The 22813-nt window shown below is 32.6% G+C and carries 22 protein-coding genes; 13 read left to right on the top strand and 9 right to left on the bottom strand.

Annotated features, from left to right (window positions below):
- Nucleotides 1-9: 9 nt before the first annotated feature.
- The gene (locus ESU54_RS10935) at nt 10-3006 is read right to left on the bottom strand and encodes a SusC/RagA family TonB-linked outer membrane protein (protein WP_111844362.1); all 2997 of its coding nucleotides are present in this window, start codon (nt 3004-3006) and stop codon (nt 10-12) included.
- Nucleotides 3007-3575: 569 nt separating this feature from the next.
- Between ESU54_RS10935 and ESU54_RS10930 the strand changes: the two genes are divergently transcribed.
- Entirely contained in the window at nt 3576-3854 is a 279-nt protein-coding gene (locus ESU54_RS10930) for a helix-turn-helix transcriptional regulator (RefSeq protein ID WP_111844363.1), read from the top strand.
- A gap of 4 nt (nt 3855-3858) precedes the next feature.
- Here ESU54_RS10930 and ESU54_RS10925 read toward each other — a convergent pair whose 3' ends face one another.
- Nucleotides 3859-4107: a hypothetical protein gene (locus tag ESU54_RS10925; protein ID WP_111844364.1), complete on the bottom strand. Its 249-nt coding sequence runs from the start codon at nt 4105-4107 to the stop codon at nt 3859-3861.
- 638 nt (nt 4108-4745) lie between these two features.
- Here ESU54_RS10925 and ESU54_RS10915 point away from each other — a divergent pair.
- From ESU54_RS10915 to ESU54_RS10895, 5 genes are all read left to right on the top strand, one after another.
- The gene (locus ESU54_RS10915; protein WP_111844366.1) at nt 4746-5960 is read left to right on the top strand and encodes a hypothetical protein; all 1215 of its coding nucleotides are present in this window, start codon (nt 4746-4748) and stop codon (nt 5958-5960) included.
- 371 nt (nt 5961-6331) lie between these two features.
- Nucleotides 6332-6958, top strand: a complete 627-nt coding sequence (locus tag ESU54_RS10910) for a hypothetical protein (RefSeq protein ID WP_111844367.1) — start codon at nt 6332-6334, stop codon at nt 6956-6958.
- Between the two features lie 793 nt (nt 6959-7751).
- Nucleotides 7752-8381, top strand: coding sequence for a V-type ATP synthase subunit I domain-containing protein (locus tag ESU54_RS10905; protein WP_111844368.1), 630 nt, complete (start codon nt 7752-7754; stop codon nt 8379-8381).
- Entirely contained in the window at nt 8378-8767 is a 390-nt protein-coding gene (locus ESU54_RS10900; protein ID WP_111844369.1) for a hypothetical protein, read from the top strand. The genes ESU54_RS10905 and ESU54_RS10900 overlap by 4 nt, the downstream gene beginning before the upstream one ends.
- Nucleotides 8764-9405, top strand: coding sequence for a hypothetical protein (locus ESU54_RS10895; protein ID WP_111844370.1), 642 nt, complete (start codon nt 8764-8766; stop codon nt 9403-9405). Before ESU54_RS10900 ends, ESU54_RS10895 begins: the two co-directional genes overlap by 4 nt.
- A gap of 368 nt (nt 9406-9773) precedes the next feature.
- Here the strand turns inward: ESU54_RS10895 and ESU54_RS10890 are convergent, their stop codons facing one another.
- Nucleotides 9774-9959: a hypothetical protein gene (locus ESU54_RS10890; RefSeq protein ID WP_111844371.1), complete on the bottom strand. Its 186-nt coding sequence runs from the start codon at nt 9957-9959 to the stop codon at nt 9774-9776.
- Between the two features lie 141 nt (nt 9960-10100).
- On the opposite strand from ESU54_RS10890, the gene ESU54_RS10885 reads away from it, so the two are divergent.
- Nucleotides 10101-11807, top strand: coding sequence for a hypothetical protein (locus tag ESU54_RS10885; RefSeq protein WP_111844372.1), 1707 nt, complete (start codon nt 10101-10103; stop codon nt 11805-11807).
- Here the strand turns inward: ESU54_RS10885 and ESU54_RS10880 are convergent.
- Entirely contained in the window at nt 11804-12139 is a 336-nt protein-coding gene (locus tag ESU54_RS10880) for a hypothetical protein (protein ID WP_111844373.1), read from the bottom strand. The genes ESU54_RS10885 and ESU54_RS10880 overlap by 4 nt on opposite strands.
- Nucleotides 12140-12506: 367 nt before the next feature.
- On the opposite strand from ESU54_RS10880, the gene ESU54_RS10875 reads away from it, so the two are divergent.
- The 6 genes from ESU54_RS10875 (at nt 12507) to ESU54_RS10850 (ending at nt 18574) form a co-directional block, all read left to right on the top strand.
- Nucleotides 12507-13223 (top strand): hypothetical protein, encoded by a 717-nt coding sequence (locus ESU54_RS10875; protein ID WP_111844374.1) that lies wholly within the window; start codon nt 12507-12509, stop codon nt 13221-13223.
- Between the two features lie 323 nt (nt 13224-13546).
- Nucleotides 13547-14179 (top strand): polymorphic toxin type 44 domain-containing protein, encoded by a 633-nt coding sequence (locus ESU54_RS10870; protein ID WP_111844375.1) that lies wholly within the window; start codon nt 13547-13549, stop codon nt 14177-14179.
- A 347-nt stretch (nt 14180-14526) separates the two neighbouring features.
- Nucleotides 14527-15183, top strand: a complete 657-nt coding sequence (locus ESU54_RS10865) for a hypothetical protein (protein WP_111844376.1) — start codon at nt 14527-14529, stop codon at nt 15181-15183.
- A 15-nt stretch (nt 15184-15198) separates the two neighbouring features.
- Nucleotides 15199-15564, top strand: coding sequence for a hypothetical protein (locus ESU54_RS10860; protein WP_111844377.1), 366 nt, complete (start codon nt 15199-15201; stop codon nt 15562-15564).
- A gap of 536 nt (nt 15565-16100) precedes the next feature.
- A complete protein-coding gene (locus tag ESU54_RS10855; RefSeq protein WP_111844378.1) occupies nt 16101-17330 on the top strand; it encodes a toll/interleukin-1 receptor domain-containing protein in 1230 nt (409 codons plus the stop codon).
- Between the two features lie 359 nt (nt 17331-17689).
- Nucleotides 17690-18574: a hypothetical protein gene (locus tag ESU54_RS10850; RefSeq protein WP_111844379.1), complete on the top strand. Its 885-nt coding sequence runs from the start codon at nt 17690-17692 to the stop codon at nt 18572-18574.
- Between the two features lie 269 nt (nt 18575-18843).
- On the opposite strand, the gene ESU54_RS10845 is transcribed toward ESU54_RS10850, so the two are convergent.
- From ESU54_RS10845 to ESU54_RS10825, 5 genes are read right to left on the bottom strand one after another with little or no spacing between them, the layout of a single operon-like run.
- Nucleotides 18844-19272, bottom strand: coding sequence for a DUF6527 family protein (locus ESU54_RS10845; protein ID WP_394348870.1), 429 nt, complete (start codon nt 19270-19272; stop codon nt 18844-18846).
- Nucleotides 19262-20449 (bottom strand): ThiF family adenylyltransferase, encoded by a 1188-nt coding sequence (locus ESU54_RS10840; RefSeq protein WP_111844381.1) that lies wholly within the window; start codon nt 20447-20449, stop codon nt 19262-19264. The genes ESU54_RS10845 and ESU54_RS10840 overlap by 11 nt, the downstream gene beginning before the upstream one ends.
- The gene (locus ESU54_RS10835; RefSeq protein WP_111844382.1) at nt 20424-20714 is read right to left on the bottom strand and encodes a multiubiquitin domain-containing protein; all 291 of its coding nucleotides are present in this window, start codon (nt 20712-20714) and stop codon (nt 20424-20426) included. Before ESU54_RS10835 ends, ESU54_RS10840 begins: the two co-directional genes overlap by 26 nt.
- Nucleotides 20715-20725: 11 nt before the next feature.
- Nucleotides 20726-21751, bottom strand: a complete 1026-nt coding sequence (locus ESU54_RS10830) for a type II toxin-antitoxin system antitoxin SocA domain-containing protein (protein WP_111844383.1) — start codon at nt 21749-21751, stop codon at nt 20726-20728.
- Entirely contained in the window at nt 21748-22107 is a 360-nt protein-coding gene (locus ESU54_RS10825) for a type II toxin-antitoxin system MqsR family toxin (RefSeq protein ID WP_111844384.1), read from the bottom strand. Before ESU54_RS10825 ends, ESU54_RS10830 begins: the two co-directional genes overlap by 4 nt.
- Nucleotides 22108-22813: the final 706 nt, after the last annotated feature.

Here is a 22813-nt window from a genome sequence, read left to right as displayed (position 1 = left end):
TTTTTAGGTTTATAGGGAAAGCTCCACGCCCATGGCCACTTGGCGCAATGGGGGCAGGAAACCGCTTACCCGTTCAGGGTCACCGCCATTAAATTTAGTTATGGTAAATACATTCTGTCCCTGCATGTAAACACGGCAGTCCATGCCTTTTAATACCGATTCTGGAAGGGTATAGGTCAGGGCCACATTCTTCAGCCGAACAAAGGGGGCATCGCTGATACTTCCATCACTTTCTCCATAGTGTGAAAATGCCAGTACGGCTTCGGGATTGTCCCCAGAGGTGAACATTTGCATTGTGGCCTCGTCCCCGGGTTGTTGCCATCGGTCCAGTACTTCGGTGGTCTGGTTGGCCATAGTCCCTGGCGTATTACCATAAAAAAAGTTGTTTGATGCCTTTTGTTTGTTGAACTGAAAGAAAATATCCAGCCTAAGGTTCTTGTAGCTAAGTACATTTTCAAGTCCACCATAATATTTTGGAGCCATATCTACTACCATCTGTTTGTCATCGGGCGCAGAAATAACCCCATCGTTATTATAGTCCTCAAACTCAAAGATTCCCGTTTCAGGGTTTACGCCAAGTACATGGTACACCTTCCTGATAGTGATGGGCTCTCCAATAACATAACTGTTTCGGTATGTGGATTGTTCCAAATTAGGAAACTCCAAAAGTTTGTTTTTCGGAAGACTTATATTAAACGAAGTTGTCCATTTGAATACCTCTGAATTTAAATTGTTGGAAACCAGGGAGAATTCCCATCCGTAATTTTGGACCGTAGCGTTGAGATTTGCCTGTATATTCCCAAAGCCTGTTGTGCCGGGAAGTGGGATTCCCGTTAGTTGGTTCGAGGAGCGGTTGTCATAATAATTTGCATTGAGCTGTAGTCTGTTTTTAAAAAAGGCAGTTTCAAGCCCTATCTCGAATTTCTCGTTTATCTCCCAGCCATAATTGGGGTTGTAGAGTTGGGTGGGCGATATCCCAATATTTCCATTATAGGGAACACCGGTAGTGCTATAGGTATCCAAATAACCATAATCACCAATTTGGTCGTTGCCGCTGCTTCCATAGCTTCCGCGTAGCTTTCCAAAGCTTAAAAAAGGCAAGTTGTTTTTTACAAAAGGTTCATCTGAATACAACCACGCTACACCTACGGCTGCAAAATTCGCAAAGCGATTGTCGGGTCCAAAGCGGCTGGAACCATCATGCCTTCCAGTTAAGTTCAGGATATATTTTTCTTTCCAATTATAATTTACTCTACCATATATAGCTTCATATCGATAATCGGTATGCCTATCCGCGAACGCAAGAATATAGGAGGCTGCTCCAAGATTATGGATGAGGTTATTGCTGGGAAAGCCCGACCCAAATTTGGTAAGTATATCCGCAGTTTGTTGCTGAAAGGTAGCCCCAGCAAGGATTTTCAAAAGACCCTGCCCAAGTGGTTGCTCCCAATTTATCTGAGGTTCCACTATCCAAGAACTACGGTGTGCACTGTTGAGGTATATACTGGAGAAACCACTGTCCAATCCCCAATCGGGATTATAGATGGTATTGGGGCTAGTCCTGTCTTCCTCTAAGCGGTTGTCGGTATAGCCCAAACTGGTCTGTAATTGTAGCCTTTCAAAGAGTTTGTAGGATAGTACCGTATTTGCGATCAAGCTGTTCGTGCTATTGGTGTACTCCCCATTAAGTATAGCCAGGGGATTCTCCCAAGTTCCATTTTCCCAATTTAAATTACCCTCACTATCGTATAATGCGGGAGCATTGGGCGGAAGGTTTTTTGCTTGTAAAGAAAGGTCCGCACCGGGCAGCTCGTTCTTGTCAGCTGCATAGTTTGCAGAAAAGGATACCTTGAGTTTTTCGTTAGGGGAGCTATGGTCCATCTTAGCGTGTACGGTCCCCTTCCCATATTTAAAGTCTCCTGGAAAAACAGTTGTTTCTTTGTAGTACCCACCCGATAACAAAAAAGAGGTCTGCGCATTTCCTCCAGTTAGGGTCGCCTGAACATTATTGGTATAGGCAGTGCCCCCAATAAGTTCTTCCTGCCAATCCGTATATCGGTTTGTTTGCCAAGTACCGTTTAGATCGTATGCGGTCACGGGGTATTCCGTATAGCCGTCATTGGCAAAGGCTTCCCTGCGCATCGCCAAGTATTGTTCGGTATTCAGTAAATCCAGTTTTCGGGTAATGCTTGCAAGTCCGCTAAGCGCTCTTACCGTAAGCTTGGTGTCCCCATTCTTGCCACTTTTGGTAGTGATAAGTACCACTCCATTGGCACCACGGGAACCATAGATGGCCGTAGCATCTGCATCTTTTAATACCTCAATGCTCTCAATATTGTTTGGGTCAAGGCTGTTCAAGGGGTTAATGTCAGAAAGCGCAATAATAGAACTCGCCACGGTGGTTGCCCCTAGGGTATTAATAGTATATGGTACGCCATCCACCACATACAGTGGGTTATTCCCAGCGGCAATACTGTTTTTTCCACGGATGCGTACCTCAAAGCCGCTCCCTGGCACACCACTGTTTTGGGTAATGTGTATACCGGGCATGCGTCCCTGCATGGCTGCAAGCGGATTTTGTACGGGTTGGTTCTCAATTTCCTTGGCGGTTATCCGCGAAATACTCCCCGTCTTTTCCTTATCGGAAACTTTATAGTAGCCCGCATTAATAACCACCGCGTCCAATGCAGTAGCGTCAGGCTGCATAGTAATGTTCAGTATACTGCCACGACCAACTGCAATTTCTTGCGTCTTATAACCGAGATAGCTAAACACAACAGTATCCGACCTTTGGGCAGCTATTTCATAATGCCCATCTAGATCGCTTTGGGTGCCACGGGCGCTGTTTTTTACAATAATATTTACGCCCCCAAGCGGTCCTTTGGCATCGCTAACAATGCCCGACAGAGGAGGGGAGCCATTTTGTGAGGTTAGGGGAGTACTTAGTGCCCAGAATAGAGCAAAAGATAAGGGTAGGACATAGTAGCCCCTGTACTTATTTTTCATAATTTCGCATCAGTTAAGTTTATACTATTTTAACTACTGGCCTGCTCCAACGGTCGTCGAAAACTAGGAGCGGGTCATTTTTTGTTTAAAGCTGTAGGCATTAGGCCGTAAGCTTTAAGCACTAAGTAATGAATGTCAGGTCAAGCTAGCCTGTCCTGAGCGCAGTCGAGACCTCATTATGAATGATAGACTCTCAATACTAACTACTCAATACTCAATACTACATACAATTGCAAAATTTCATAAACAAAACTAAAACTGATGCTTTAAAAGAAAGTTGAGAAGAAAAAACCGACCAAGCCCCATACAAAAGGGCGCGGAACTCAACTTACCGAACAGAGGTACTGGTATACCCACACACGAATAAGAGAGCCCACGCCCGGGTCGTGAGCAATCTGCTTATCCTCTCGTGTGTAAAAAATTACCAGTTTTCTGTCCGAGATTCAAAGCGAAAGCTTCTAATATTTTGCTCTTAGAAGAATCGCAAATTTAATAATCTAAAACAAATATATAAAAATTATTACAAATATGTCATTGTGCTCAATAAATTTTCTATGTCATTTTGAAAAATGAAACATTTTAAAAATATCATTTTACTTGAAGCTATTGCTTTAACTTTAAAACAATTAAGAAGCGCAACGGGCAAGACTCAGGAAGAAGTTAATGATGAAGTATCTATATTTATAAAGCAACAATCATTTCATATTGGCAGATTAGAAACCGCTCAAATAAACAGTAGTGTAAGTATTATCTATGAACTTTGTAAATATTATAAAATATCATCTGAGGATTTTTTTAAAGAAGTAGAAAAAAACAAAGCAATCTTATCCAAAAAAGCAAGTAAATAATATTTTAGTTTAAGTCTGTAGTAATCCAATATTTATCTAATAAAAGACCTTCTTCGAAAGCTCTTAAATTTAAAATTCTATTCCTAGAAACATTAAATTCTACTTCAACAAAAGACTTGCATAGTGAGTAAAGAGCATAACGTACTTCACCTTTTAAATAATAATTCACAAAATCACCTTTTGAGAAAACAAGATCATACTGTTCGTGTTGATTAAGTTTATTAAAATCAATTATTGAAAAATTACTATTCATAATTAAAACTCAATTACTCTGAAAAACCACGAAAAGAAAACAATAATTCCAACTATTACAGAAAGCAATAATGAAAATTTAAATTGTCTAGATAGTATTTATTGTAGTTATTCATTCTACTAATAATTTAATACACCTTCTTAAGTTAATCTTCCCACCCACAGAGCGAACGCCCTAAATTTTTAGCATCACTCAACGGAACTGAATAAATATCAGTTGAACAATTTTTTAGACCTCTACAATCCTTTTTATAATGATATTTCTTGCTTTGGGGTCCTTTGCAGATGTAGACCTCGGAAACATCTAGAGAAAATGACGTAAGAAATAAAAATAGCAATCCACCGAGAAATAAAATTTTACTTTTTTTCATTGTTTAAATTTTAAAAATTGGGGAGAATATTCAAATATAATAAATTGTTTATTAGCATACTACAAATTAGATATCAAAAGAATTGTATAAAATAAAATTGTATATTTGGACTTCTCCCCGATTAAAAATGCTTGTCTTTACGGTTTCCCGTAATTGAGTATTACTGCATTGACTTATATTTGATATTATAAAAAAGTTGCGCATATGGGCTGTACATACTAAATTCACAGATTGTACATACACAAGTTGGCAATAATTTAAATAAACTATGGCAGAACAAGAAAACGATGGACTTATTACATCTGCAAACGAAGAATTAATAGAAGCTTCAGGTGCAAATGCATTATTACTACAAATAAGACCACATTGGCAAGCCAAAAACTTAATACAACGCGTTCAAAATTTGTTACGAGTTGACCCAAGTAGTGCGTGTCAAAGAATATTTAATGCATCAATCTATGACCTTCGGGAAAAAATAATAATTGCCGGACTTGATATTGCTGGCGAAGCTGCTAAACTACATAAGTTACCTTCTATATCAAAACAAGAAGATGTTGAATCACTTTCTGCATCGCGAGTTCTTGACTTATCCTATCGAATGGGACTTTTAACAAGACCAGAATATCGAAAATTATTAAGAGTTTATGATATACGAAAAGATTTAGAGCACGAAGATGATGAATATGAAGCTGGAATTGAGGACTGTGTTTATGTCTTTAAAACTACAATTGATGTTGTCTTATCAAAAGACCCTATTCATTTAATAAAAATTACTGATTTTAAAGACATTGTTGAACAACCAGAACCTGCTCAAATAAGTGATGCTGTATTAGCTGATTATAAATCAGCACCTAAACAACGACAACTAGAGATTTATAAATTTCTATTTTACTCAATATTAAATGAAGACCATCCTGAAATTATTAGACAAAATTGTTACAATTCTATCAGCGCAATTAAAAATGACACAAATAATCAAGTCATACTGGATTTAGCCAACGAATTTAATGACAAACTAGGAAGAAACACCCCAAAGCTAAAAGAAGCAAGAGCTGCACACGCAGCTGGAATTCTTCCATATTTTAAAATAACTCTTTTAGCTGATTTGTATAAAAGTTATTACCATAAAATGAAAGCCACTGGGTATTCTTTTCAATCAAACAATCAACACGGAGAGTTATTGAGAAATTTAAAAGAAATTGGTGGATTGGATTATGTAAAAGAACCTACTTTAACAAATATTGTCAGATGGTTAGTAGAGTGTTACATTGGAGAAAAAAGTTTCGGAAGATATAGTCATACAAGAAAAGTTTTTTATAGTAATAGCGGAGCAAATTTAAGTTTGGAGATTTTGGAAAATACTTCTCAAGATATATTACCTATTGTCCACAAATTAGGAAAAAGAGATAGGGATATAATGACTTCTAATTTGAATAAAAATATAGAAAATCGCTTTCAAAATATAATTGACCAAATACAATAAAAACTATTGGCATCACCGATAACCGTTGCAGAACCCCATAATTTTATAAAAACTGAACCGATATAAGCCGCTTTAATGGGTTTTTTGCGGTAACTTTTAAAAACTAAATAGATAGCGGTTCTATTTAGCAAAAAACTTTATATTTGGTATTCTCCCCCTTTGGCCACCGAAGCTTTATGCGTAGGTGGGCCATTTAAAATGCTCACGTTACGGTTTTCCGTAATGGGTGGGTTTGAGTTTGTTTTATATTTAAACTAGATATTGACCATAAGCAGGATAAAAGACAGTTTAAAGAACTGGATCTTTGCAAGCCCATAAGTATATAAAAAAATCAAGTAACGCATATAAACAAGTTAGCACCAATTAAAAAAATGAACGATAAAGAAAAAATACCGTTTCAAGATACAGAATTGGACGAAGATTTGAGTTTTGAATTGCCTGAATCTACAAGGTTAATAATTACAATACCTGCAATATTAGTGTCATTACTCATAATTGGAATTTATGTATACTTAATATTTTGTGACCCAGAATATATTGACCCTGAAAAGTTTGGATTTCCAGCAATACTTATTGCTCTGGTTTTAACTATAATAATTATCAACTTGCCTTGGAATAAGTTGGGATTTAGGATTAAAAAAATTGGAATGATAGAACTTGAAAATGTTGTTAAAGGACAAGCCCAAAACAATTCGAAAGAATTAGCTGATTTACAAAAACAAATAGATGGACTAAGATCAAAATTATCTGCAAATCCAATTGGATTAATTGAAGATAATAGCCCTGATGAATTAGTAATAAAATTTCTTGAGCAATATAACCAATGGGCGTTTTCTGCTTTACGAATTAGAAAATGGGGAGCAAGACAAAGCGGATTTGAAAATTTATCAAATTACCAAACTGAAGAAATTAGAGAAAGCTTGAGAAGATTGCTTTCAAAAAAGAAAGTTGAAACAAGAGTAAGTAAAAAAGGTAACACATTGTATATCGCAAAGTAACTGGTGCTGACAAAGAACTGAGGAAAAAAACAATACTTTTCTTTATTATCCCGATAACTATCGGGATTTGACAATACTATTTTAGCATTAAAGATTAAGAAAATAGCTTTGTAAGCTAATTTTTTGGATCTCAATTATCTTACCGCAATACCCTCTGGCGCGCTGGCGCCTGTAAAGAGCGAAGTCGAAGTGGAAAGCGTGTCTATTCTATTCGCATACAGGGTCTTTATAACTAGGAATATTAAGTATCATTACATTTTCTCTTCCATGTCCTAATCCAAAAAATAGTTTGCCTACAGACTCCTGTTCGTTTACTTTTATGATTCCCTATAAAGGGTCTTCTAAAACTTGACATAATGATAAATTTTAAGATTAATAATGGTGTAAATGTATTAAAAAAATCTTGTTAAAATAATAATCAATTGATTATCAGTTGAATTAAGTGGTTAAACTAAAAAGAATAATTAACAAACTATTAGTAATATGAACAGAACAAACGGATAAAATGCACTATTCACAACAAAGTTAACCGTTGCACAACCCCATAATTTTTAAATAAACCGAATCCATATAAGTCGCTTAAAGCGGTTTTGTTTTTTTGGGCATAGGTGAATTAAAATAGATAGCTTAAACCTTCAGTAAAAATCTTTATATTTGGTATTCTCCCCGGTTAAAATGCACGCTGTTATGGTTTTCCGTAATGGGTTGGTTTGAGTTTGTTTTATGTTTAAAAATAATTAATTGCAATTAATTTATGAATGCGAATTTTTTGAAATAAATTAAAGTAGTTTATTTGATAAAATTGGCGGTTAGCTTTCCAATATTAGAATATAAAGGAAGTAATGTAGCCGATATAAACAAGTTAGCAACAAGCTTAACGACATTGATGAGAAAAAAAATAAATAGATTCAAAATGAAAAAAAGACTTGATTCTTTGATTAGTTTAATTTCAAAAGAAACTAAAACTGACAAGTCTATAATTTATCATTTTATTATAACTGATTTAAAAGGTATTTATCAAGATAAGATTGATATACACAAAACAAAATTAAAAACTCTTAAAAATGAATTTGAGCAATTAAATTCTTTGGAAAAGAAATACGCAAATGAAATTACTCAATTAGTAAACGATAATGAAAAAATTAGAAATGAGAGCAACAGGAAACTAAATGAAATTGAGAGCAAAAAGAATGAATTAACTAACATAAACGAAAAGCTAAAAGAAATAAGCCAAAAGTTATCAGAAGTAAAAAAAGAAAATGAATTGGCAGAAAAAGATTATAAAAAAAAGGAGTATGACTTTATGATGAGCAAACATAAAAGTCAGAAAAAGACTTCAAAGTATAAATTCAATTCATTGTTTCTTATTGCTTGCACAATTATAGGTATAATTATAGTTCTAATCATAATATTAAACAAATGAACAGGTCATTACTAATTATTTTACTCGGAGTAGTTACAATTTGGGATACAGTAACTACAGTATATGGGACATACACGATTTTTGGCGAAGGAACAATCCAGTTGGTTGTCTCAATAGGATTTGCATTGCTTCTTGCTGGATTTCTTATAAGAACTATTCCAATCATAAAAAATCCCTCTGAAGAGTTGATTCCAGTCGGCACAAAAGTCCTATGGTTTTTAGCTATTTTATATGACTTATTTACCTCATTTACTGGAAATATGGATTTAATTTTAGGAAATGCCACAGGAACTCAAAAAGTCGTTTTAGCCATTGGATTAACGCTATTCGTTTGTAGCGCGCCTATAGGTTTATCAAAGCTATTTTTTGACCCAGACAGCGAATGACAAAAAATAAAGGAATATTAGAACAACCATTTTTTTGGTACATTTTTATTGCCTTGGTTGTGTCAGGTCTCTTTTTTTATGGAATAAAAATAGATGAAGATAGAACTCTATTGAATGCTTTAAAAATTGACCTAAAAAATTCCAGCGACGAACTTAAAAGATATAAAACTTTAGAAAAGCAATTAAACGGAAGTAATGATAGTTTAGAATTAATCGTATCTGCGAAAGAAGAAAACATTACCGAATTGAGAAAAGACATTAAAATTCTATCGGACTCTATCGAATATTTACATTCTTTACCACCAAAAATAAAAAAGGAGTACGTTGATAGAGTTCATTACAGGGATAATTATGTTGAGAAAACCAACATTTATGGGAAAAACAAAGGCAAAATATCAATTTACAATTCTTGCTCGAGCAGCGGTAGACTAAATGTGTACATAAACGACAGTTATCAAGGTTCATTAAATAGATATTATCCTAATTCGGTTAATTGTCCTACTAATTCGGCAATAACTAAAATATTGCCAGTAGGATGGCATAAAATTTACATAACCAATGGTCGAAATACATCAATGAGCTACAATGTTTATATAAATGAAAATAATTGTCAAACAGAAAAAATAAGATGTTTTTGAAAGAAAGCCATTTGCCAACAAAGATGGCTATAAGTAATTTCTTGTTCTCGCTTACTTCTGAAAATCTTCACGGATTTTCAGTTTGGTGTGTACTTGCAAAGTTGTGCTAACCCACACAACTATGAGCCGAGACCCACTGGCGCGCTTTTGGAAAGCGTGCCTATTTGGTGTTGCATTTGTAATGCCCTTCACTTTATTTCTACAATACCCAAATCAGTATCTTTGATATTCTCCCCAATTTAAAAGCCCACTCTTATGGTTTTCCGTAATGGGTGGGTTTATGTTTGTTTTATATTTGGAAACTACCTAACAAAGGGAAAACTACCACAATTGGATTGGTTTATGACTTAGTCATTATAGGAAAGATATTACACAGAAAATTTACGCTTCAAAACAGATTCCTCAACGATAGAAAAAGAAATAGACCTCTTCTTAGCTTCAGAAACAGAACGTTTGTAGATAGGATTTACAGTATTTTGCTTTTTCAAACCTGCATACTCAAGACTAACAACATGCCCTTTCGAATCTCGAGTTAAATTTAATTTCGCTTTCATAAATAAAAAATTATACCTTGATTTGCTATAATTAACTAACTATTTAGATATAACATGTTTTTAAAACTTGACAAATATACTATATTAATTGTAAATACAAAATCAACTAAGTATCTCTAAATATATTATAATCTTAATCTTATGAACAATTTAACTGATAATTGTTATATATGTCAATTTAATAAAGAAAATTTAAAGCGAGTTCTTAAAAACGACTTTATCACTTTAGATGATATTGAAAAAAAGAAACGTCATTTTCTATACTTATTAGAGTATTTAGGTTCTGGAGATAAATCATCTAGTCCAGGACTGAATGCTGGAATGATCCTGGTAGAGGAAAAGTATACTAGCCGCTCATATCTAGAAGATTATAGAGACCATTATTTTATGTCATATAGTTCATATAAGAGACATTGCCAACGGATACATTTTTTTCAACATAAGGTATCAGCAAATATTCAAAATAATAAAGAAGAACAAATAAAATTCTTTGAATTACTATTATCAAAAAATAAAGATTCAGAAGCGATTTGGAAAGGTTATTTAGGTCATATCGTAAAAAGGCCCATTCCAAATGGAATAATTGGAGCGACATTACTCAAAACTTATCAAACAAAAAAACCTGTTAATGGTTATTTTAGAAAATACACTGTTCGTAAAAATTACAAGGTTAATCTTTTTGGACACGAAGAAATTATAAAAACACTAATATATGTAGAGCAAGATAGAATTGTTGGTGCATGTGCCACATCTGCACTTTATGTTGCATTTCATCGACTATCTCATTTATTTGAAACGAGCCGTCCTAATCAAAAAAAAATATCCGATGCGGCAGGAATTTCAGTCAGAACACCAAACAGAAAGTTGAAAAACAAAGAAGGATTAACACCATTTCAAATTTGTAGAGTTATAGAGACTTTTGGTTTAGACCCTGAGATATACAGTCTTAAGAAACTATCTTCAGAGGAAATTAAGGCTATGCTATATGCTTATCTTAAAATGGGAATACCCGTGATTTTAGGCTTTCAGTTTGATCCTGAGGGCAAAAAAAAGAAAAATAGCAAAGAAGAGAATCATCATGCCATAACTTTAACTGGTTATTCAGAAACCTTGGAAGAAAACACCAAATATGAAAGTTATAAAAATAAGAGCTGGTGGGAATCAGCTACAAAATCAAAGCAAAAACTCCCCCTAAACCTAAAATCAAAATACATTCAGCAATTTTATGCCCACGATGATCAAATTGGGCCTTTTGCGCGAATTCGATTTGATTCAGAAGATAATAAGCTAACGACATCTTGGTGGGATAGTGAAAAGGGAATAAAGACAAAATTATTAGCAACACCATTCGTTTCAATTATGCCCTTAAGTGACAGAATAAGACTACCGTATGAAGCAACAAGAGAAAACGTTGAAATCATAAATGTATGGTTGGATTTAATTATTGACGGTCTTGATTATATTAATTGGGATATATATTTGAGTAGATCAAATAAAGAAAAAAAATATATACTTGAATCTAAAGATTACCAACATAATCTACATGCCGATGCACTCTCAGAGACTTATCCAAAATATGTTTGGGTTGCAGATTGTTATTTAGCAAATTCTAAACTTTTTAAAATTATGTTTGATGCCTCAGATATAAACTACAAGCATTTTGGATGGGATATAGTTTACTTCAATACTGATTTCAAAAGTTTACTTGAAAATTACTTTAAGGATGCGATGAAAACAAGCAATGATGTCAAGAATAATGAATACTTAATGGATGTCATAAAAACTACAGGGATTGAAACTACTAATTTATTCCGTAAATCTCTAAAATTCGACCCAATAGAAATTTAATTTTTATCTCCATAAGTAACATCTCTTTCGTCCTGATTTTCAGTAGTCCTGACAATGCCAGCAATTGAAGCCGCTAATGCAAAAGCTGCTCCGTATATTATAATACTTAAAATTATTACTTTTGATATGTTTGAAAAATCCCAAGGTAGGTTAGCCATTTGTAAATGAAAAAGAGAAACACTTAAAGAAACAATTATGCCTACATAGACTGGTTTCCATTTTCGTTTGGTAATTCTATAAATGATAGAAGTCAAGAGTAAAGTTAAATATACTCCAAGTCCTATAAGGTATAATGATTTATACGATAATATATAATCTGCAAAAACATCCATAATTTAAATACAATTAAGTTAATATTTTAAAAGTACTAATTTATATATTATACGCAGGAATAAAATATTGCTTGTTTTAATCCCTTCCACTGGCGCGCTTTTTAAAAGCGTGTCACTTTATCGTTGCATTTGTAATGCTCTTCAATGACTTTTAAAACCGCCAAAATAGTTATATTTGATATTCTCCTCGGTTAAAATGCACGTTGTTACGGTTTTTCGTAATGGGTGGGTTTGAGTTTGTTTTATATTTGAAACTACACAAAGATAAATTTTTATTAACTTGTGGTTAGCCAAACCAATGAATGGGATAAAGCTAATAAAGCTGGGGATATAGATAAATTAGCAGCAAATTAAAGACAGACAAACGATGGACAAACCTATATTAAAAATAAGCTATGACGCTTTTGCTTCAAACTTTGAAATCGAAGACTTTACTCATATTGAAGACTTCAAAACTGATTTATCAAAAGAGTATAGTTATTTCATTAGACCAAGACCCGTTGGAAGAGGTGGTGGGGCATATGAACTAGTTGTTGAGTTTTTACTAAATATTGATTTGAGAACATATCTTGCTGCGATTGGAGGCTATCTCACGGGCAAGGTAATAGACAGAGTTGTTGATCCTAAACTTGACCAATATTTGTTTAAACCATTTTTTAACTTTTTCAAAAGCTTCAGTGAAAAACACAGTGGCGTTGAAATATGTGAATTTAAAATCGAGCTCTATAATTCAAAAATAGTGATATATAAAATTGAAGAACTTTCATTAGTTGAGACGTTTGAAAAAATATTAGCAACAATTTATCAAAACTTAGAAAAGATAGTTATCGAGGACGAATTTCCCTCAGAGTTTACTATTCCTGTGTTTGCTGACATTGTAGGGGAAAAGGTTATTTATCGACCGCCATTAGGAATAGATGAATCTAAGGAAAATATAACAAGAGACGATTATTTTAAATTGTGGAAATTAGACTACGAATTTATACACGGACAAAGAATATATGATTTTGCGAATGAAACATTTATTGAGGATGCAGAATTTTTGACAGAAGACGAATACTATAAAAAACTGAATGAAGAATAATCTGCTACTAACTTAAAATCGTTGCCAAATCCATAATTTTTTAAAACGGAACAATATAAGTAGCTCTGAGCGGATTTGTTTTTTTATCTTCTAAAAATGAAATAGATAGCGGTTCTATTAGTAAAAAACTTTATATTTGGTATTCTCCCCAGTTAAAATACTCGCTATTGCGGTTTTCCGTAATGGGTGGGTTTGCGTTTGTTTTATAATTGATCTAAACAATTTCAGTAATCTTAATTTTCGCGTAATATCTAAATGCGAAATTTTTGTAATAAATAAAATAGCCGATATAAACAAGTTGTACAACCTAAAAACCAAACAAAATGAAAAAAGTATTTTTATTACTAGTAGCTACAATTTTAATTTCTTTTTCTCCAACAAAAATAGAAGCTTCTGACGAAGCAATTCCCGATGTTACTTCTGAATTTAATTCGATTGCCAAAAAAACAAAATCAACTTTTAAAGATTTAAAAAATAAATGGAAAGTTGATAGAGAAATGATATTAAATGACATTACAAAATATTCAAAGAATAATAATATTGATAAGGTGATTGCTATATATTATAAAGATTTTGATAGTTATAGAAATGTTGAAACACAAATTCAATTTCTCTATGGTTATTTCAAGACAGGCGGAAAAGGCGACTTAAAAAACACTGACCTTAAAAAATACAATAAAAATGGTGGTAAAGTGATTTATAACGGCAAGGAATTTACAGTCGAACAGCTGGGAAATATAAATTACGGTATTGCCTTAAACGCTTTTGGATATCCACGTGAAGGTTCAGTTTGTGCAGGGGGTGTTTATCAGTTCATATCAGACAAATGCCTAAAAAGCAGTACATACTCGGAATATAAATCTGCTATTGATAAATGTTTTACTTCTAAAAAAGGAAAATGCTTTGATTATGCAGGAGATAGCAAAATGATACGTGAAGGATATAATAATTTTTAATTAAGTTGCAAAACAATGCTAAAAAGGGCTCAACCCCATAATTTTTAAAAACCCAACCAATATAAGCCGTTTTGAGCGGCTTTGTTTTTTGGGCATCTACTAAAAATGAAGTAGATAGCGGTTCAATTTAGCAAAAAAGTTTATATTTGGTATTCTCCCCGATTTAAAAATCTTCTCTTATTGTTTTACCTAATGTGTGGGTTTATGTTTGTTTTACATTTGGAAACTGTACAAAGAAATTTTTAAATAACTTGGGCATAGCCAACTCCCTTGTAGAGATAAAACTAATAAAGTTGGGAGTATAAACAAGTTATCTGTAACCATAAGAAATACAAAGCATAATTGATATGACACCAAAGAAATATATAGGAGTTTATTACCCAAATTGTTATATTGAAAATCAAGTTTCATTAGCTACATTTTCTTTATTTTTTGATGAACTTCATCTTGTGACTGTTTCTGATATGGCAACAGACCCTACAGGATATTTGAAAAGACTGCCTACTTCGATTAATATCAATGTTATTGGTAAACCATCAAAAGAAGAGCTTGAACGGACAAAGAATTTTTATCAGTTTGCCTTAAATAACCAAGAACTTCTTGGGGAAATTTTGTTTTATCATCCACATCTATTAGATTCATCGGTTAAATCCATTTCACACAAACTCCTTTCCGGAGAACTGACTCAGGACGAGTTATTAGATTTTGTTTCTGGAAACACAACGGAACAAAAACTATTTAAAGAATTCACTGAAAAATACCCAGAAATTCAAGATGATTTTGTATTACGTTCATCACCAACCGCAATGAAATTAGCAGATGAAAATGACTGGATATTGATAGGAGACAATCCTGAAATGCCTGTACCATATTTATCGAATACCCATTCTGTAAGAGTTTTGACGTCGATTTTAGCTGAGGAGTGTATCAAAATTAATCTGCCTAAAACTATTAGTTTAAATGCAAATGATATATTGACAGCTAGAGAAAAATTGAAAGACTAGTTAATCCCATTTAGAATGGCAATGCAAAAATTATCATCTAGTTTAAAAATTGCAATAAAAGATGAGAAAGATATTAATAAGATAAAAGCTGAAGCAAAATTTATTGCAGAAAGCCAAGTAGAGCCAGCAATCTATGAGCTAAAAAGAAAAATAGAAATCGAAAAAGATAAATTATGGATTAATATATTTGGTAAAGTTGTCAGTTGGATACCATTTATTGCCAAAGGTTTTGCTAATCCTACCCCTGATAATATTTTTAAATCACTCGAGAAAGTTTATGGTGATGTAGGAGCTATTGCAAAAGGAATTAATGAAATAGATATTGCTAAGGAACCAGGAATTTGTTTCCTCTTAAAGCTAGATAAAATTGTAGATAAATAAAGCAAGAAAAAGAAAGACAGCCGATAACACGCGGTTTAAGTTATTGGATTTAAGAGATTATTTAAACATTTCGCCAAGCATCAAGTTCAGTGTAACTTCACAAGAAAGTAGTCCGGACTCCTGGAAAAATGGAAGTCCATAGAATTAATAGAATTTCTTTCAAACCTTTTGGAGTGGAATAATAGCTTCACGCATTATTCATTTGTTTGGAACTAATTTGATGTAGATTATGCTTAATTAATGAAAGACAAATCCACGCTGGGACGCTTTGGGAAAGCGTGTCTATTTATAGTTGCATTTGTAATGCCCTTCACTTTAATTTTTTAATTACCAAAATCATTATATTTGGTATACTCCTCAATTTAAAAACCCAATCTTATGGTTTTCCGTAAAGGGTGGGTTTGCGTTTGTTTTATATTTGTAAACTAGGCGAAAGAAAAGTTGTTAAAACTTGCGCATAGCCAAACCTATTGAAATGACCATCCCAATGCAGTTGAGGGGTATAAAGAAGTTGCCAGTAATTTGAGAAAAATCGAATGACAGATAAAAAAACCTTATTTATTTCATACTCTTGGCAAACAAAAGACATTGCTGATAAAATCGCATCTGATTTAGATATGGTCGGAATTACTGTTGTAAAAGACAATCAAGAATTAGGTTATACAGAGAGTATTCCTGACTTTATGAATCGAATTAGGTCTTGCGATTTTGCTCTTCTACTTATTTCTGATTTCTATTTAAAATCTAAAAATTGTCTTTACGAAGTATTGCAACTTTTAAAAGACGAAAATCATTGGAAGAAAGTTTTGCCTTTAGTTTATGAAGGAACAAAAATATATTCTCCTTTAGACAGATTACAATATGTAAAATATTGGGAAGAAAAAACGAATGAACTACAATCTGCATTATCCAATGTAAGCCCAATAAACTCAACGGAACTGTACAAAGAGCTGAAATTATTTCAAGATATAAGTTTCAATATTGACGGATTTATTAAAAAAGTTTGTGATTCTATTCATCTTTCACCTACAGATGTAATTGAGCAGAAGTATGAACCAATAATTAACAGCCTTGGTTTAGAAGTCAATACAGAACCATTAGTTGCTCTATTGTATACATACTTAATTTCTGATTTAGAGAAAAGAGAAATTGCGCTCGATAAATATTTAGATACATACAAGGAAAGTTCATATTACTATTCTGTAAAAGGTTCTACTGCAAGAGATTTAGGAAGATTTGAACAAGCAATTCACTTTTACGAAAAAGGACTAAAAATTGACCCAACTAATTTTGCTATACTTAATAATTATGGACAAGTGGTTGAACATTACAAGAAAAACTATAAAAAAGCGAAAAAACTTTACGAAAATGCGGTTAAATCAAATCCCAATTCAGAAATAGCACGTCTAAATTTAGGAGTATTATTAAGACAACATTTTAATAATCCTTCTAGTGCTAAAAAGCAATACGAGAAAATATTAGAATTTAACCCTGATAGTTTCAAAGCACATAACAATTTATCGAACATTTACAAGGTTACTAAGCCAACAGAAGGTGAATTACAAAAAGTCGAGTATCATTTAAAGAAAGCGATAGAATTAAATCCAGAATACATAGAAGCATTAATTAATTATGGGAATTTTCTAAAAGTTTATCGCAAGAAAATTAAAGAAGGAAATGAATATTATAAAAAAGTTCGATTATTAGATAAAGAAGGGAATTTAAGTATGTTATTGGATGTACTTGAAAAATCAGATAAAGGATAAAAATTACTGGCAACATCGGAAACCGTTGCACAACCCCATAATTTTTAAAGACCGTGCCAATATAAGCCGCCTTGAGCGGCTTTGTGTTTTGAGTATCTTCTAAAATTGAAATAGATAGCGACTTTATTTAACAAAAAACTTTATATTTGGTATTCTCCCTGATTAAAAGTTTCGCTGCTACGGTTTTCCGTAATTGTTGAATATAGCATTGATTTATATTTGAAATTATAAAAATACTTGTGCACCCGTGTAAGATAAAAACAATAGCACATATGTTAGCAAACATTAAATACCCTTTTGTGGTATATTTTCATATTCGGAATTTAAATATTTTACTAACTAAATAAAACCAACCAATTATGAAAAATTCGATTTATTTTTTGAGCATATTTTTAGCAGCTATTTTTTCTTCAACAGTTAATGCGCAAGAAACTGTTGCAGAAAGTACTGAGATAACAACATCTGAAAAAATTGATCACCCTTTAGGGCTTAGGGTAAAAAAAGATGGGGTTGATTATTTAATTTACTCTGACCAAAACTTAGCTCCAAATTTTGAGGACTACAGAAAAATAAATTACCAAGTGTATTTTAGGAAAATACAGCATCCAGTTAAAGAAATTGATGGAAAAAAGTATCAATTAATTACAATTCCGGGTTCAAGTAAAACTCAAGACCAAACTCCCAAAAGCGAAAGTCTACAATATCCAAATAGTGGAACAACAGTTAGTAGTAAGGATTATGATAAAAATTTCTGGATTGAAGAAAGTGTTATAGAAAAAAATACGAACACCGAATATTATAAGTTTGCAAATCAAGTTTTTTCTGGTTTACTAACTGCACCATTTAAATATCGCTTAAAATTAGGTAATGCTCCAGAATCATTAATCGATGGAGATTTTAATGTAGCTCCGTTTATTGGGTGGAAATGGCGTTTATCAAATCAAAACCCATATTATGTTGCGCCATTTATATTTGCTGGTGTTACCACTTTAAATTACAATTCTGCTAATAACTCGGGCATAACTGATGAAAGTGTTATTGAAAATGGAACAGGTATAACTTACGGGGCGGGAATTAGTTTTAGAATTGGTAGCGTGTCACCTGGAATAATTCTTGGTTTTGACCATTCTTTAGGAAATTTAGGAAGTACGTTTACATATAAAGATAAGGCGTGGTTAAGTTTTAGTGTTAACTATGATTTTTTCAAACCCAAAAAAGAAACAAAAACAGAAGACGGACAATAAAGTTTGCTAAAAAAGGTAACCGTCCCACAACCCCATAATTTTTAAAACCGAACTTATATAAGCCGCTTTGAGCGGCTTTGTTTTTAAGGTATCTTCTAAAAATTAAATAGATAGCGGGACTATTTAGCAAAAACTCTATATTTGGTATTCTCCCCGGTTAAAAAGCAGGCTGTTACGGTTTTCCGTAATGGTCACCCATTCATTAAAATGAATTTTTTATGCCAAAATTCTGTAAAGTTAATCATTTTAAGCGTTTATTTAATTTATTTTTATTTAGAAGAAAAAAAGTTGTTCCCCCATGATTTTATATGCTTCCATAAAGATTCTCTTTCCTTTCTTTTGTTTTCTAATTCTTTAGGTTTAGAATTTGTTTTTTCAAAATGATCCTTTTTAGCTTCTAAATCAGATTTCTTGACTTTTTCTATTGCCTCAACGCTATATTTATATGACCACTTTACCCTATTGTTTGTTATCCAATAATGTGATTTACAATCTAAGCTCCAACTTCCAATCGATGGTTCAAGGGAAATGGTCTCACCATTAAATGTTATACTCCATTCTGCAGGCGAAAGTGGTGTCACAATTTCATTTCCGCATCCGCAAGCACATTTATGAATTACAGTTTCATATTCCATAGAAACGTATAAAACTTTTTCCTCTAATATATCAGGTATTTTATCAACAAATTTATGTTTCAAAATCATCATTTAATATTGTATTATCATCAATTGAAAAAAGACTATGCTTTTCTTGTTCCGCATCATGATAAAAACCACATAGTTTTTTCCATTTTATTACGGCTAAAGATGCATTTAGTGCATTCAATTCTGCAATTTGAATATTTTGACCATATTCATCATCTTCATTTCCATCTGCAAGAGAAATACGTCCATTAGGGTATATATGGTCTATATTGCCATTTTTGCTTGTTGTTGTTCTAATCATTCCTATTAAAGAATTATTTGGCGCCAATTCTATTCCCATTCCAACATCTATAAAGCTAATCTTATTTGCTGACAAATAATCAATGATTATTTGTTTTATGCTTCCTTTATCAATACAAATAAAAACGAAATTTAAATCTTGTAACTCACTTAAGTTGGATTCAATAATATACTTATCTCTTATAACTATATTACTATGCATTCTTGAGTAAATCCTTTGAAAATAATGAGTTTTCTTTGGTGTCTCTTTAAGAAATTCTTCTTCAGGTGCGCCAGGAGCTCTAAAAGCATTATGAAGTAAGAATTCATCGTTATCAAAAATTCTTATTTCTTTTACTGGGCACTTTGAAATAAAATCTAATAAATACGAACCTGTTCCACCTACACCAATAATTCCAACTTTTTGCGCTTTTAATTTATCAGTAATAAAAGATATTCCAGCTCTACTCGAATTTGTATCAGGATATTTTAATTCTGAATCATCATCAATACTCTCCACCAGTCTAAAGGTTTTCGGAGTTACGGAGTTATCCATAGATTGTGCAGGCCCACTTATAATATTTATGTATGTAGTCATTTTATGATAATAATCTACATAACCACCTTGTGGTTTATTAGAAAAGGATCTGTCAACCTGAATTTCACCAGCTAAAACCGTTTTATTTTGGCCATGAACTAGGGAGGAAATTATCGAGCCATCTTTATTGCATGGTTGTTCGCCTATAAAGTAAGCTACATGATTATCTGGTTTACCTGATTTATTTCCCGCTATGGTAAGTACAGCTACTAGTGTTCCTAATTTAATTTGCCTACTAGAATTAATATATGGAACGCTACTTATAAGAATATGATTATTCTCAAGTTTAATTTCATATCCTTCGTCCCTTAATTTCTTAAGGTCTGGACTATGATCTATTAGTTTGTGTAACATTGAATCTCATTCCATCTTTAACTTTTACTTCATCTCCTTTTACCATAATTCCCTCAGGCTTATTATTATCACCTTTCTTAAAGGTAACTGTATAAGAAACATTTGGGTCAGAGGAAATAACTCCAAAAGCTAATATTACAACTTCATCAAAAGTTATCTTTTTTTCTGTCCAAATTTTCTCTCTTGCGTTTACTAAAATTTTGAACTCTTTGTTTTGTCCTGGAGCATTTTCATTTCCTCCTTCATTTTTTTTGCTATTTTCCATAATTATATTTTTTAGATAGTATGAAGATTAAATGCATAATCTTTATAACTAATTATATTTTGCTCGTTTATATTATCTTTCCAGGCATTTTCTTTATGACTAATTTCGGCGATTTCAGATGGTCTAGTATATTTAAACTTATTTGACACAATGTTCATTATATCAATTTCATGTTCTTCAAATAATGAGGCATTAAAAGTCAAACAAGGTTTAAAATAAGAGCCATAATTTCCTCTTTCAAATTCTATATATTCTCTATGGACAAATTCTCCCTCACTAATCAATTGATATAATTTTTCAAATTCAGAAGGGACAGGCCCTAATTTAATAGCTCTATAGTCTAATCCAGAAATACCATATCCGTAATTTTTAAATGACAAAAAATCACAATAGAATAAAAGTTTATTCAATTTAGTTTTCCATGTTTGGGTTCTTTCTGAAAAGAACAAAACAATATTTGATATTTTATCAAAATCTGGCAAGCGATAACCTGTATATTGGTCTGGAACTATTTTGTCAAACAATTCCATAATACTTAAGTTATAAAATTGTTCTGACTCTTGCTCTTTCAATATGATTAACTCACCCACTCTTTTATTTATCTTTTGAAAATCTTTAGAATCAATCAATTCTTCACTAGCAATCAAAAAACGTTTAAATTCCCTAGGGTCTTCTGCCGCTAAAATTAATCTTCCATTACCGACACTTGGAACCTCTCCTTGTTCATAAAGACGATAACTATTAACTCCTAGTCCTAGAATTTCAGACATTTTAACTGCCGAGACATCATACCTTTCTCTTATTCTTTTGATTTGATCAGGAAAAGGCAAACCAAACTTATCCCTATATTGATTGTAGACTTGATTTATATTTATCTCATCTAATTCACTAGTAGTAAATTCCTCGTTGGTATTTTCACAAACATAAAAATGTTCAGTTATCTCAAATTCATTCTTACGAAAGTTTAAGACATTCACTTTCTTTAGCAAATTCGCTTTACCTGTCGAAAAAGGGCTTTCTATTTGTTCGTAAATCATTTGAATGGGTATTTAATTGTTCTTACTGGATAATGAAAACTGATGCAAATCGTGGGCTTGTTTATGTATCCCATAGTAATTTTTATATAGACTTCTTTGCCTTTTATTTCTTTACCAAATTCCCACAAGCCTGGACCACCATCGCTATCTTCCGTAGGTCCTCTGTAGAAATCTTTATACGTTAACTTTTTTAAATGCTGTCTGACAGTAATATTTGTCAATTCTAAATCTAAAATTGTCTGAAGATTGGCTGCACGCTCTCTTTTTATTATAATGCCAACTCCACCTATATTAGCATTTATTTTTGCAAAAAATTCCTGTAAAAATATTTTAACCTCTTCTTCTGTTGCTTGCATTTTTATTTTAGGAATTTTACATATTACCACTTTATAGTTGCAAATATAATATATTAGCCACAATTTTACAACTTTATAGTATATGGTTATTTCGCCTAATCGTATATTACCAATTATCTATCCTATATCCTGCAGCCAAAAGTCCCTGGCGCTAGCGTCTCCCCTCTATCCTCCACAATGCTTTGCATCCCCAATTTTAATCTCAAAACTTTCACTGCAAGATCCAGTCATACTCATTAGCGACATTGTCTTATGTTTGGATATATTGATTATTTATCGTTGTTACCCGATAATTGTTATATTTGGTATTCTCCCCAATTTAAAAGCCCACTCTTATGGTCTTCCAAATGGTTGGGTTTGTGTTCGTTTTATATTTGATTTTTTTATCTAATTGCTGTCAGAGATCAAAAATCTAAATTTTGTACTATCTAATAGTACCATACTAAAACTAAACATTATGAATTGCTATAATTGCGGAAGGGATGTCTTGTCCTAAAATAGCTATACACCCCTCTGCTGGTATAGGGGTCTCTCGCATGAATACTAAACTGGTACATTCATAAAGTTTAAATTTCAAATTGGCTGCTAGGGCTACAGTCATAGTGACCTAAGGCTACAGTTAACTTCGCTTAATGGTAGGTTCAGGTGGAGTTAATGTATGGTTCAAGGGGGGCGAGTGCTACTCGAATGCTACACTTTCCCTACA

It is taken from the genome of Aequorivita antarctica, assembly GCF_007997155.1.
Classification (GTDB): domain Bacteria; phylum Bacteroidota; class Bacteroidia; order Flavobacteriales; family Flavobacteriaceae; genus Aequorivita; species Aequorivita antarctica.
The sequence above is the reverse complement of the archived record's forward strand: the minus strand, read 5'-3'. Positions and strand labels throughout refer to the sequence as shown.

Bases quoted from the DNA above. Each gene is read 5' to 3' on its own strand.
- ESU54_RS10935 (WP_111844362.1), bottom strand. From the start codon at position 3,006: ATGAAAAATAAGTACAGGGGCTACTATGTCCTACCCTTATCTTTTGCT.
- ESU54_RS10930 (WP_111844363.1), top strand. From the start codon at position 3,576: ATGAAACATTTTAAAAATATCATTTTACTTGAAGCTATTGCTTTAACT.
- ESU54_RS10925 (WP_111844364.1), bottom strand. From the start codon at position 4,107: ATGAATAGTAATTTTTCAATAATTGATTTTAATAAACTTAATCAACAC.
- ESU54_RS10915 (WP_111844366.1), top strand. From the start codon at position 4,746: ATGGCAGAACAAGAAAACGATGGACTTATTACATCTGCAAACGAAGAA.
- ESU54_RS10910 (WP_111844367.1), top strand. From the start codon at position 6,332: ATGAACGATAAAGAAAAAATACCGTTTCAAGATACAGAATTGGACGAA.
- ESU54_RS10900 (WP_111844369.1), top strand. From the start codon at position 8,378: ATGAACAGGTCATTACTAATTATTTTACTCGGAGTAGTTACAATTTGG.
- ESU54_RS10895 (WP_111844370.1), top strand. From the start codon at position 8,764: ATGACAAAAAATAAAGGAATATTAGAACAACCATTTTTTTGGTACATT.
- ESU54_RS10890 (WP_111844371.1), bottom strand. From the start codon at position 9,959: ATGAAAGCGAAATTAAATTTAACTCGAGATTCGAAAGGGCATGTTGTT.
- ESU54_RS10885 (WP_111844372.1), top strand. From the start codon at position 10,101: ATGAACAATTTAACTGATAATTGTTATATATGTCAATTTAATAAAGAA.
- ESU54_RS10880 (WP_111844373.1), bottom strand. From the start codon at position 12,139: ATGGATGTTTTTGCAGATTATATATTATCGTATAAATCATTATACCTT.
- ESU54_RS10875 (WP_111844374.1), top strand. From the start codon at position 12,507: ATGGACAAACCTATATTAAAAATAAGCTATGACGCTTTTGCTTCAAAC.
- ESU54_RS10870 (WP_111844375.1), top strand. From the start codon at position 13,547: ATGAAAAAAGTATTTTTATTACTAGTAGCTACAATTTTAATTTCTTTT.
- ESU54_RS10865 (WP_111844376.1), top strand. From the start codon at position 14,527: ATGACACCAAAGAAATATATAGGAGTTTATTACCCAAATTGTTATATT.
- ESU54_RS10860 (WP_111844377.1), top strand. From the start codon at position 15,199: ATGGCAATGCAAAAATTATCATCTAGTTTAAAAATTGCAATAAAAGAT.
- ESU54_RS10855 (WP_111844378.1), top strand. From the start codon at position 16,101: ATGACAGATAAAAAAACCTTATTTATTTCATACTCTTGGCAAACAAAA.
- ESU54_RS10850 (WP_111844379.1), top strand. From the start codon at position 17,690: ATGAAAAATTCGATTTATTTTTTGAGCATATTTTTAGCAGCTATTTTT.
- ESU54_RS10840 (WP_111844381.1), bottom strand. From the start codon at position 20,449: ATGTTACACAAACTAATAGATCATAGTCCAGACCTTAAGAAATTAAGG.
- ESU54_RS10835 (WP_111844382.1), bottom strand. From the start codon at position 20,714: ATGGAAAATAGCAAAAAAAATGAAGGAGGAAATGAAAATGCTCCAGGA.
- ESU54_RS10830 (WP_111844383.1), bottom strand. From the start codon at position 21,751: ATGATTTACGAACAAATAGAAAGCCCTTTTTCGACAGGTAAAGCGAAT.
- ESU54_RS10825 (WP_111844384.1), bottom strand. From the start codon at position 22,107: ATGCAAGCAACAGAAGAAGAGGTTAAAATATTTTTACAGGAATTTTTT.